The 13,322-nt window shown below is 33.1% G+C and carries 6 protein-coding genes; 2 read left to right on the top strand and 4 right to left on the bottom strand.

Going from position 1 to position 13,322, the window contains the following annotated elements; translation table 11 throughout:
* Positions 1-58: 58 nt before the first annotated feature.
* The 4 genes from CVD18_RS18595 to CVD18_RS18615 all read right to left on the bottom strand — a co-directional run bounded on the left by CVD18_RS18595 (position 59) and on the right by CVD18_RS18615 (position 11,226).
* Entirely contained in the window at positions 59-1,912 is a 1,854-nt protein-coding gene (locus CVD18_RS18595) for a nitric-oxide reductase large subunit (RefSeq protein WP_103867017.1), read from the bottom strand.
* Positions 1,913-2,331: 419 nt separating this feature from the next.
* Positions 2,332-5,403 carry a basic secretory protein-like protein gene (locus CVD18_RS18600; RefSeq protein ID WP_103867018.1) on the bottom strand — a complete coding sequence of 1,024 codons (3,072 nt, stop codon included), beginning with the start codon at positions 5,401-5,403 and terminating at the stop codon, positions 2,332-2,334.
* A gap of 362 nt (positions 5,404-5,765) precedes the next feature.
* Positions 5,766-6,752 carry a 6-phosphofructokinase gene (gene pfkA / locus CVD18_RS18610; RefSeq protein WP_103867020.1) on the bottom strand — a complete coding sequence of 329 codons (987 nt, stop codon included), beginning with the start codon at positions 6,750-6,752 and terminating at the stop codon, positions 5,766-5,768.
* Between the two features lie 46 nt (positions 6,753-6,798).
* Complete coding sequence (locus CVD18_RS18615; protein ID WP_233194591.1) at positions 6,799-11,226, bottom strand: translocation/assembly module TamB domain-containing protein; 4,428 nt, start codon at positions 11,224-11,226, stop codon at positions 6,799-6,801.
* An 84-nt stretch (positions 11,227-11,310) separates the two neighbouring features.
* Between CVD18_RS18615 and tsaD the strand changes: the two genes are divergently transcribed.
* Positions 11,311-12,333: a tRNA (adenosine(37)-N6)-threonylcarbamoyltransferase complex transferase subunit TsaD gene (tsaD, locus tag CVD18_RS18620; protein WP_103867022.1), complete on the top strand. Its 1,023-nt coding sequence runs from the start codon at positions 11,311-11,313 to the stop codon at positions 12,331-12,333.
* A 57-nt stretch (positions 12,334-12,390) separates the two neighbouring features.
* Positions 12,391-13,095, top strand: coding sequence for a 16S rRNA (uracil(1498)-N(3))-methyltransferase (locus CVD18_RS18625; protein WP_103867023.1), 705 nt, complete (start codon positions 12,391-12,393; stop codon positions 13,093-13,095).
* Positions 13,096-13,322 lie beyond the last annotated feature (227 nt).

Genomic DNA, 13,322 nt, shown 5'->3' on the forward strand with positions numbered 1-13,322 from the left:
TTATTTCTTCTTCTCACAACCTAAAAATAAGGATTTTTAAAACAAAAGATAAACTAATTTATGCTCTTATTAATAACCCTTGTATATAATACAATGCTATTGGCGGGTTTATCAAAAAACCAAAAACTCCTGCTCCCAACATATTCCAAAATGAAACAGCTAGAAAAAAATATATTGGCCACTTATATTCTAGCACCCATTCTTTTGCTTCCAACAGTGTCCAATTTTCCCAAATTTCATATCCTATTAAGGTGAGAGGCACAACCTCTAATGCACTAAAGGTTGCTCCTAATGCTATTGCATGAACTGGGGTTCCCGAAAAATATAAATGATGTAATGTTCCTATAATTCCTCCTGATAGAAATATAATGGCTGATAAAACAGTAACTCTACCTGCTGTTTTTTCTTGTATAAGTTTCATTTTGGTAAATAAGAAAGCAATAACAACCGTTGCAAAAACCTCAAAAAACCCTTCTACCCATAGATGTACCAGCCACCATCTCCAATAATTGATCACTGATAGTGATGAATTTTCACCATACATCAATCCTGAAAAGAAAAATGATCCAATGGCTATAACAGATATTAGAAATAAGATCAATAGATTCCTTGTATTATCCCTACGTCTGATACCTATCATTATATGTCTACCTACAAGTAGTACCCACAATATCAATCCTACTCCCAATAATAGTTGCCAGAACCTACCTAGATCCATATACTCATATCCTTGATGACCAAAGAAAAAATTGGTTGTTAGCTCCAAATATTGTTTTACCCCTAGCCACTCTCCTACCATAGAACCTAATACGACTATTAGTATGGTGATAAACAAAAAATTAATCCCGAATTTTTGAAACTTTAGTTCTCTATTACTTACAAGCGGAGCAATAAACAGCCCTGTAGATAACCACGCTGCCGCTATCCAAAAAATAGCTAATTGAGTATGCCATGTTCTACTAATTGAATATGGGAGATATTTTGACAATTCAAACCCAAAAAATGCTTGCCCTTCTACACTGTAATGAACTGTAACAATTCCTAACACAACTTGTAAAGCTATTAATAGACTGATTACCAAAAAATATTTTAATGTTGCTTTTTGAGAAGGAAATAATGTTATTCCCTTTAATGGGTTACTATCTGGAATTTGATGATCTTCATTTTCTACATGTGTACTTCTGATATGATACCATACCATGATAGCTATAAAGAATAGTAACAATATAATAGAAAAACCTGACCATATCTGAGCATCTATGGTTATTGTATTATTTATCAATGGTTCATGTGGCCAATTAGAAGTATAAGTAACGGTATCTCCTAGTCTATTGGTTGATGCCGCCCAAGAAGTCCAAAATAAAAATGCATTGAGGTCATCTAACTTTGATTCATCTACCAACATTTCTTTTGGTATAGCATACTCCTCATGCCCTTTTGAGAATATCTCTTTATAATGAGCTGCATTAGAGAGAATGGCTTCTTTTCTGTCTGCTGTAATCCATATATTTTTTGTTATTGTGTCATAGGTATTAGTTTTGATCAAGCTCTGTAACCGTCCTTTTAACTGTCCTTGGTGTTCTTCTGATAGGTCTTTATATTCGCCTTTAAACTGTAAAGCCCATTTATCTAATAGAAATATTGCTTCTTTATGAATCCAATCTGCAGACCAATCGGGTGCTACATAGCTTCCATGCCCCCATATGGAACCAACTTCCATCCCGCCAATAGATTCCCATACATTTTGCCCTCTTTGTATATTTTGTTTGGTAAACAAAACTTCATTGGTTCCTGTTATCAATACCTTTTCTGGTATTGGGGGTTGCTCTTGATATATTTTGACTCCTACCCAAATCAAGGCGACAAAAGAAAGTGTTATTACGGTTATAAACCCTATCCATATTTTTTTCATAATATTTGTTTTGGTTTCTATAATTTGTTAGAAGCAAAACTAGGATCTACGCCTTCCCTTTTTTATGATCCGGATCATATTACCTAGAATCAATCTGAATACTACTGATTCTGATTATTCTATTAAGACTACCTCTTTAAATTATTTTTCCTTACTCCACGCCTCAAAAAATAATTCAATTCAGATCACGGTCATTTCAATAAAGAATAGTTATTAATACAAAAAGAAAAACCGACAACATTAATGTTATCGGCTTCTCTATCTTATTTTTCACTTAGTAATCTAAGTGAACAGTATTTCGTATTGATGATTGATTATCAATGTCATTCCCATGAAAACAAGCATTCAAATATTGATTAAAAGAACTACTGCCACCTTAGGAATGACATACTATTACAAACAATTAACTGTCTATTAATTTATTGTTTAATAAAACGTGTTTTATATACTACCTTTCCTTGATAACGTACTACGATAAAGTACATCTTACTTTCTATTCCTTGCACTCTCAGTTCATTTCCTTTAGTAACAGTACTTAGTACTTTTCGTCCTTGGATGTCATATACTTCTAACTGAACTGATTTATTTTCTAGTTCTGTCGATCTTTTCAAGTATAATGTCTCGCTTACAGGATTAGGATATGTAGAAACTTGAATACTTTTTTCTGTATTTTCTTGTACGATTTGCCTTGCAGTTGATTCTGTACCAAAAAACTCTATTTCTGCTACTTGAAGAATTGATCCACTATTATTTGTTAATGATAACCTATAATATGAGTATGCCGCTGCTCCTTGTACAGTAAAAGTTCTTTTTTGCCTTCTGCTTGTAAAATCTTCATTATTACGTTGATCTAGTGTAACCCATGAGGTACCATTTACAGATCCTTGCAATGTCCAATTTTTTGGATCTCTCTCTGGTGCATCATTACCAGAAGTAATTGTATATGATGACAACTTATATGTTTTTGTTGCCTGATACTGTACCCATCCACTATTATGAAAAGTAAGGTATTTGGTACTCGCTTTATTATCTATTAGGTTGTTAATTCCTTCACGAGCTGGTGAATCTGCATGCTCATCAGATATTACACCCCCATCATTTGTAATATCAACTTCTCCAGCAGGAACACTTCCTCCATCAGAGCAATCTAATACCCATGGATAATCACCATCATAATCTAAATTCCCACTACTATTGATAAAGCTTTTGTATTCGTTCCATACTTGCTCTACCCCTTTTCCTAAAATACGTTGAAATGATGCATCAAAAGACCATGATTGTCCTAAATCTTTTGCTTCTTTATTAAATTTATATACAAAGTTTTTATCATACTTCTGAGATACATAGTGTAAAAAGAAACCTGTAGTTGTATAGCCTCCTAACCATCGTCTACTATTATTGATATCTGGGGTTCTAGTCTGGTGGAACCCTGCATGAATTCTCACTGCATCTGCAACACCTTCAAGACATGCCCAAAAAGGTGATGAACCATCATAAGTTCCCCCAGTTACTGGAACATTTTGATATCCATGGGTAACCTCATGATACAAAATACCATCTATTTCATCTTTTATAACTTGAGGATCATTTCCTGAATCTCTATATATTTTTGCTAAATGTTGTGTGCTTACTGCAATACCAATGGCATCTCCATCTCCATATTTATACGCTACAAAATCTTCATTTTTAAGCTCAAATGTCAATTGTCTGAACCTTGGGGCATTTGATGATTTTCTGTATAAAATTTTTGCCACGTCCAAACAACGTTGTTGCATATGGCTTTTGGCATCAGGAATAACTTGATGAAATATTTGTGAACCTATTGTCGTACCATCTAAATCTTTAAAAATTATTGTTGGAGTTAAAAAGTCATTACCCCACTCACAGGTATCTGTTCCTCTAGGGGTTACCGTTATATATCCTCTTCTAGTAGCTACATCAGAACCAACACTATTTATAACTTTTAATGTTACATCATATTTACCTGCACTAGCATACCCTATTTTTGGGTTTTTCACTGTGCTAGAAGCTGGGTTTCCTCCTGCAAATGTCCACTCATATCGTTCTCCTCCTGTAGATGAATTAGAGAAAGTTACCTGATTTCCTTCTATAATAGTAGTTTGGCTAGTAGAAAACGAAGCTACTGGAGCATCGACAACAATATCTGTAGCTTTTCCTATCAATTCTACTTCTGATAGTTGTAAAATTGATCCACTATTATTGGTAAGTGTTAATCGGTAGCTTTTAAAAACCCCAGCATTCTGTACAGTAAAAGTTCTTTTTTGTCTTCTATTTATAAAATCTTGGTTGTTTTTTTGATCAATCACTGTCCAATTAGTTCCATTTATAGAACCTTCTAATGTCCAGTTTTTTGGGTCTCTCTCAGGAGTATCATTACCAGAAGTAATTGTATATGATGATAACTTATATGTTTTTGTTGCTTGATACTGTACCCATCCACTTTTATTAAAAGTAAGGTATTTGGTATTGCTATTATTGTCTATTAATTGATTAATTCCTTCTCCATTTGGAGAATCCTGATGCTGATCAGAAACAATACCACCATCATTGGTAATATCTTCATCTGTAACTGGGTTACCACCCCCGCCTGCGCAGTCTAAAACCCAAGGGTACACACCGTCATAATCTAGGTTTCCATTACCAGAAATAAAGTTTTTGTATTCACTCCATACTTGTTCTACTCCTTTTCCGATAATACTTTGAAATGATGTATCAAAAGACCATGTGTTTCCTAAGTCTTTTGCTTCTTTGTTAAATTTATACACAAAGTTTTTATCATATTTTTGCGATACATAATGTAAAAAGAATCCTGTAGTTGTATAGCCTCCTAACCATCTTTTATTATTATTCGAATCTGGGGTTCTAGTCTGGTGGAATCCAGCATGAATTCTCACCGCATCTGCAATACCTTCTGTATACGCCCAAAAAGGAGATGACCCGTCATAGGTTCCTCCTGCCGTTGGAGAATGATTATAGCCATGTGTTACCTCATGGTATAAAATACCGTCTATCTCATCTATTATTACTTGTCCGTCATTACCAGAATCCTGATAAATCTTACTTAAATGTTCTGAACTTACTACAATGGTCAATTCATTATCCCCTTTAAGTAAATACGCTACAAAGCTTTCTCCATTACTATTTTTTTTCTGAATATTAAAACCTAGTTTTCTAAACTTAGGAGCTTCAGTAGAGCTACGATACAATATTTTTGCAACATCAAGACATCGTTGTTGCATATACTGTTCTGGATTAGGAATTTTTTGGTGAAAAATTTTAGAGCCTACTGACCCTCTATCTGTGTCCTTAAAAACAACAGTTGGAGTCAAAAAATTATTCCCCCATTCACAAGGTTGTACATTAATTGATTCTGTCTTTTTGAAGTATTTTTCGGGGGTGGGTTTTTTTCCCGAAACCATAACTGCTGCCATCATACTTAGTCCAAGTATGACTTTTGTTTTAGTTTTCATGTTGAGTTTATGTTTCGTTTCTTATGGGTAAGAAACTATTTGTATGAAGGATTAAAATTACTTATTGCAAAGCTAAAAACTCATTTTACGTATAAATTCAGTGAATATTTTTGTGAATATTTCGATAAAAAGTTTTTTTTACTTTTAAAAACTAAAAAAAACATCCTTACCCGTTTTTTTTCAGAAAGTTATTAGTCTTATCTCTCCATATTTTTATCTTGAAAAAATAGAAAAACCTTTTAATTCAATCAATTAAAAGGTTGTCGTAGTGCAAATAAGCTTTTTGTAATCTCTTAAAATAAACATAAGTCTTAGTATTCATCATGAATTTATACTAAGGGTAGTTTTATTCAGAAAACAATTTATGTAGAGAGTATATCTGATATACGAAGTAATTCTTTATTAATTCCGTGATCTTCTTGTAGTCCAACATCAAAACTTGTGGCTGAAATTTTATTATCTATAATCCCTACCATTACATTTTTTTTACCATCTAAAAGTAATTCTACTGCTTTTACACATAATCTACTAGCCAAGGTTCTATCAAAACAAGAAGGTGACCCTCCTCGTTGCATATGTCCTAATACAGTAACTCTTACATCATAATCTGGTAAGTTTTCTGTCACATAATCTGCCAACTCAAACACGTTCTTTCCTGTTTTATCTCCTTCGCTTACCACAACGATACTAGATGCTTTTCCTGAGCGCTTACTTCTCTTTAATGATTCTAATAATCGATCAAGCCCTAAATCTTCTTCGGGAATTAAAATTTCTTCTGCACCTGCACCCACTCCGCTATTTAGCGCAATAAAACCTGCATCTCTTCCCATTACTTCTATAAAAAACAACCTGTCATGAGAACTAGCGGTATCTCTTATCTTATCTATGGCATCGATCACTGTGTTTAATGCTGTATCGTATCCTATTGTATAATTAGTTCCTGCAATGTCATTATCAATTGTACCAGGAACTCCAATTACTGGAATATTATATTCTTCACTAAATATCTGCCCACCTCTAAAGGTCCCATCTCCTCCTATCAATACCATAGCATCTACTCCAATTTCCTTGAGATGATCTGCAGCTTTTTCTCTACCTTCGGGTGTCATAAAATCTTTGGATCGTGCCGATTTTAGTATGGTTCCTCCCATACTTATAATATTACGTACACTTCTAGCATTCATAATACTATAATCTCCTTCTATCATACCTTGATACCCTCTATAAAACCCTATACATTTTACATTATAATATGCACATGCTCTTGCTACTGCACGTATTGCGGCATTCATTCCAGGAGCATCTCCTCCCGATGTCATAACACCAATAGTTCTTATCTCTTTGGCCATACTTAGCTATTTATTCAATAATTTTGAGATTATACTAATCTGTTGGTTAGTTCTTCTTTTCTGTAAAGTTAATAAATTCAGGAGTCTTTATTCTGGTTGTATCTTTTGGCTTTGAAATAGAGTCTTTTACCTTTTTATTTTTGAATATTTTGGTCCATAATTCATTAAAATTATCAAAATCTACCGAATAGGATAAACCTACCCCTTGTTCATACCCTTGGTTTCCTGAACCTATATATTGAATTGTATTTTCTCTATTAAAAATTTTTCCTCGTAGTGTTCCATCCTCATTAAACAAATATTCTACTTCAACATCTCCTACAACATTGGATTCATTGACCCCTCCAATAGGAACCCCAACTCTACCATTAATTAGAATACGGTTACTAATCTGGGTAGAGAGCGTTAATCCAAATTGATCTGCATCTTCTTGATCCAGATTACGTACTCCTTGTACATAGTTTAACCCTACCTGAAACTTATCATCTTCATCAGAGAATATCCCGTTAAACAAGCTTGATGCACGTTCTGCCACCAAACCACCAGTTAAGGCATTGGCATCAAATGTTCCGTTATAAAACTGCCCTGATGACACCAAAGAGAGTGCTTGTAATTCTTTGTTAGACTGATCACTAAGTTTATAATCTAATTCGCTTTTTACAATAGAACTCAAATTAGGAAACTCTATATTGAAGTTAACATTGGGTTGTATTAACTGTCCTTGCAGGTCTACTACTACTTCTACTGGTATTTTACGATTTACAGATGAGTTTTCTAGCAATATTGCTGGGTTTGCTTCTGTTTTATACACTGCACTTAGATCCAGAACTGCACGAGAAGGACTCCCATCCCAATTAATAGTTCCTCCTTCTCTAACGGTAAATAGTTTTTCTACAAAGGCTCCATATCTAAAATTATAAGTTCCTTCATACGCCACAAAATCCCCCCACATTTTAAATTTTCCGTTGGTATTGATCTCAATAAGTAATGTCCCTGCACCACGTCCTTTTAATGAGCTACCTGTATTCTTATCTACTACAACCTCTACTTCTGCTTTATCATTTACATCTAATTCAAAATTAAGTTCTAATCCTTTTATATCATCAAGGATAATTTCTTTTCCTGCCAATCTTGCTCTTTTTTCTTCGGGACTCAAAAAGTGAATATAAGAGTTATCCCCTATCGACTCTGATTCATTTAATGGAATTTTGAAAATAGTTCCCTTTTCTGTAGCGGCATTAACATCTATAACCAATTCATCTGTAGGTCCTTTTATGGTTGCTTCTCCGCTAATGAAACCTGTACCATAATACAACGATTCTTCGTCTTCTTTTGTGTCTAATACCAATAGTCTCTCATCAACAAACAACTCTAATCCCATCATCCATCTTGAAAAATTCCTATGTGCTATATACCCTCCTAAGACTCCTTCTGTTTTATATTTTGTATCGGTAATATTGATATTATCAAAATTAAACTTTCGTTTTTCTAATAGCACTCTAGCGTTTTCTTCAAAATCCAAATCTACATTAAGGTATGGGATTGTAAGTCCTGCTCCATTCAAATTGAGTACTCCATTAATCTCTGGATTTTTGTAGCTGCCTGATATTTTTGCATTTCCTGATACAAAGCCTCGAAGTTTTTTAAGTACAATACCTCCCAAAGGGCTGAATTCTGAAATATTAAATTGATCTAATGCTACATCTACATCTATCGAAGGGTTATTCTTTGAAACATTAATAGCTCCAATTGCAGACAATGTTTTTTGTTTCTCAGGGTTAACTAATCGTGTATTAACTGTATATTCTGTAAGGTCTTCGTTTCCTGAAAAATTAAGTCTTAATTCTCCCAAAAGAGTTTTATTAATTCCTAAATCATGGATTGTAATAGTAGAACTAGGAAAATAAACACCTTCTTCTTGTAATATAGATAAATCTCCATCGACTCTACCAGAAAAATTAAGGCTATCAATTCTAGGTGTAATCTTATCGAGATCTACATTCTTAAAAACAGCTTTGATGTCTTTATAATCCTTACCTCTGGCAGTACCACTAATTTTGATTTTCTCATTCAAATAATTAAGAATAATCGGTTGTATATCAATATTCTTAAAATCATTGTCAAATATGATTTTATTATTTTCTTTATTTTTATCCTTATTAGCAAACCATGTATAGCCTTTATAAGTAAAGTCAGATTTTCTTAGTCCAATTACAGAATTATTATCCTTATTAATCGTATGATAAAACTCTAAATTAAAATTATCTTTATTACCCTTACCGCCTTTGAATTCTGAGTGCATAAATAACGTATCTTGTAAAGTCACATTAATCAAGCTAAATTCAGAAACATCATAATATTTGGAATTAATACTATCGATGGCTACATAGGTATTAAATAATGGGTTTTTGTTATCTATCTGAACATCTACTTTATTCATAAAATTATCAAAAACCTGAATAGATGGTGATTTAAAAGTTAGTTTAAATTCTGATTCATTACTTTCTACTTTACCTTTGATAATGGTATTTGGAGCGAACTGAACTTCAGGAAAAAACACATCTACAATTTTATTATAAATAGTAAAATTAAACTCCATAAATTCATCGTCTGTAATTTCTGTAGCTTCAAAATTAGTGTAGAGACTTCCTATAGAGTTTCTAAATAAGTCATATACGTTTTCAAATCTAAATACTCCTTTTACATTACCTTCTACAATATCTGGGCTATTGATTGTGATAGTTCGTACATCATCATCATCAAAGCTTGATGTGATATCAAAGTCTTCAAAATAATATCCTGCATCTTGATTTGTATACAGTGTTTTTTCAAAAGAAATAGTTCCAAAAGCATCATTAATTCCTGATCCTTTTATATTCATATATACATCTCCATTAAAAACAGAAACACTATCTCTGGTAAATAGATTTACCTTCTTAAGGTCTATATGATCTACATAGGCTCTAAAATTATAATTATGTATTTCTTCTGATAAATCAGCTACCCCACTAAAGTTAAATCGCACATTAGGGTCTTTGGAATCTAGAACACCATCAAACACTCTGTCTTTAAGGTTTCCTCGGGCTTTGATATTAGTGTATGTGTATTCATTAAAAACCAATTTACTGATATCTCCTTCTATTTTTGTATCAAGGCTCTCTAGAGTAAAACCATTTCCGTCTACATGAATATCAAAGGCTGCATTGCCTATTGATTTTTTTCCTAACAATTGACCAATATTAAGGTTATTAGACGTTATATTCCCATTATAGGCTACTTTCTTCATGTTATCAAGGTTTTCTAACAATACAAAAGCATTCATCTTTCCTAATCGTGAGAACAAATTCATATCAACATCTACATCTTTTATAGTTACAATAGTATTACCTACTGCTTTTACACTTCCAAATTGATATAATTGTCTAGGTAGTGATTTACCTAACACACGAGGAAGAAGATTTACCAAGTCATAGTAATTACTCGTCAAATTAGTAAAATCACCTTCTAGTTTAAATTTTGATCTATTACTTACCGCGTTTTTTATCCTAATATCTCCTCTTATCACAGATCTATCTAACCCATAAATATCTGCATTGATTATTTTAAAATCATTGAGCTTACCTTTGACCAATGTATTTTGGAGCTTTATTGTCTGATCTTTTCCAAACTCTTTATAAAAAGGGATTAAATCATTTGTAGTAACTAAAGCTCTCTCAAAATTTGCTTGTATATCTACTTTATTTACAAAATCACTCAAACCATCTCGTTCGTAAGAAAATAATATTTCTCCTTCTACTCTGGAGCCTTCTGTTTCTATAACCAACTCTTGAAAATCCATATTTTCTGGAGTGATAGAAAAACAAGCTTGCAATTTAGATATCTGTAATCCTCTAGCGTCATAAAATGACAAACCATCTATATTGATATACACATCTTCTCCTTCTACCAATAAGCTTTCTGCATCAAGAATAATATTACTATAATCTACAATTTTATGAGTTCCTAAATTCTCATTGGTAAAACTATAGCTGCCTTGTTGTAAACTAATTTCTTTTGTAGATAATACAAATTTATTTTTTGAAGGTGTTTTTTTTCCTGTATTGAATTTTCTTACAAAGGTCATGAGGTTATCACTATTCTCATCTTTGTAAATTTTCATGGTAAAGATTAAATCTTCTATAGCTACTTTTCCTAGTTTTGGCTGCCCTTTAGAAATTTCTTTGAAGCTTAGAATAGAAGTCTCTATACTTCCTGCATATAATAATGTATCCTGATGGTGGTCTTTTATCAAAATTTCTTTCAGGCTTACATTACCTGCATATGTTAACTCAATACGCTCAATATTAATGTCTACATCATAGGTTGTATTCAGGTAATTGGTAAGTTTTTTACCAAAATGTGTCTGCACTGCGGGAATAGAAAACAGTACTACTAACAATACAAATAGTGACAAAAGGACCAAAAATGTCCTCAACAATATTTTCTTAAATTTCCTGATACGTTTTATTGTTTTAACTTTGTTGACAATATTAACAATTTCTATGCCCTTTTCCTCATAATGATTCCACAAAAAACATACATTCTTGGTATCGAATCTTCTTGTGATGATACTTCTGCTGCTGTATTATGTAATGGACAGGTATTATCCAATGTTGTTGCATCCCAAAAAATACATGAACAATATGGTGGTGTTGTACCTGAACTAGCTTCTAGAGCACACCAACAAAATATTGTTCCTGTAATAGATCAGGCTATCAAACAGGCAAATATATCAAAAGAAGATTTACATGCAATTGCTTTCACGCAAGGCCCTGGATTAATGGGTTCTTTACTTGTAGGCACCTCTTTTGCAAAATCTATGGCTTTGGCTTTGGATATTCCTTTGATAGATGTAAATCATATGCAAGCGCATATTCTTGCTCATTTTATTGAAGAAAAAGATACTAGCGCTCCAGAGTTTCCATTTTTGGCTATGACGATAAGCGGTGGACATACACAAATCGTTAAGGTCACTGATCATTTTGATATGGAAGTCATAGGTGAAACCATTGATGATGCTGTGGGAGAAGCATTTGATAAAAGTGCAAAAATATTTGGCTTACCATATCCTGGTGGCCCATTGATCGATAAATACGCTCAAACAGGTGATCCAAAAGCATTTCCTTTTCCTAAACCAAAAGTAGGTGATCTCAATTTTAGTTTTAGTGGTCTTAAAACATCGGTACTCTACTTTGTTCAGAAACAGCAAAAGGAAAATCCTGATTTTGTTCAAGAAAATCTTGAAGATATTTGTGCTTCGCTACAATATACGATCATCAATATTCTTATTGATAAACTAAAAAAGGCATCCAAACAAACTGGTATTAAACGCATTGCTATTGGCGGTGGTGTATCTGCAAATTCAGGAATCAGAAAAGCACTAAAAGACGGTGAATATAAATACGGTTGGAAAACATTTATTCCTAAATTTGAATATACTACAGATAATGCTGCAATGATAGGAATTGTAGGGTATTTGAAATATCTAAAAAAGGATTTTACTGATATGAATGTTGTAGCCAAGGCTCGAATAAAATTTTGAGTCTCATTATAACATTAATAGAAAATCAAAAAAACATCATTTTGAAGCACTAATAAAATGCAACTATTCTATAATCAAACGCTAACCATAGCTAGTACCGAAGTGAAATTTTCTAGAGAAGAAAGTAAGCATATTGCTAAAGTACTGAGAAAAAAAGAAGGAGATCTCTTGTATATTACCAATGGTTCTGGAGTGATGTTTACTGCTATTATTGTTCTATCAACCCCATCCAAATGCATTGCACAAATTGAAAACTACAAACAGCAGGAACCAAAAAACTACGGTCTTCACCTTGCAGTAGCTCCTACCAAAATGAATGATCGGTATGAATGGTTTTTGGAAAAGGCTACAGAAATAGGTATTGATCAAATTACACCTATCATTTGTGATCACAGTGAGAGAAAAATAATTAAACCAGAACGGTTTGAGCGTATCTTGCTAAGCGCTATGAAGCAATCTATACAATCTTTTTTACCCAAACTAAACCCTGCTATTTCTTTTTCTGATTTTATACAACAAGACACTACTGATCAATTATTAATTGCTCATTGTGACGAGGCCAAAAAGCTGGCTTTAAAAGATATCATCATTCCTAAATCAGACACGACTATACTTATTGGCCCTGAAGGAGATTTTTCTACAAAAGAAATTGAACTGGCTTTGACCTCTGGTTATACAGCAGTTACTTTGGGTGCTACCAGATTACGTACAGAAACAGCCGCAATAGTTGCTACACATAGTATCGCTTTTATGAATTCTTAAGCAGTAAACCCGCTTTATTCATTATCAAGTATCAATAAAAAAGGCTATATTCTACTATATGACTGATTCAGTTGTTGTTTTCCAAATTTGCCATGCATTTTGTCCAGCAAGGGCATAGTAGGCAAAGGATTTGAGACGTTGGTTATTCTCTTTTATGCGTTCCAAGACCATAAACCAGTTCATATAATTCTGTAGATATTTAGTTGCCACTCCATTAAATGGTTTCA

Origin of the sequence: Aquimarina sp. I32.4 (assembly GCF_002924285.1) — a bacterium.
Classification (GTDB): domain Bacteria; phylum Bacteroidota; class Bacteroidia; order Flavobacteriales; family Flavobacteriaceae; genus Aquimarina.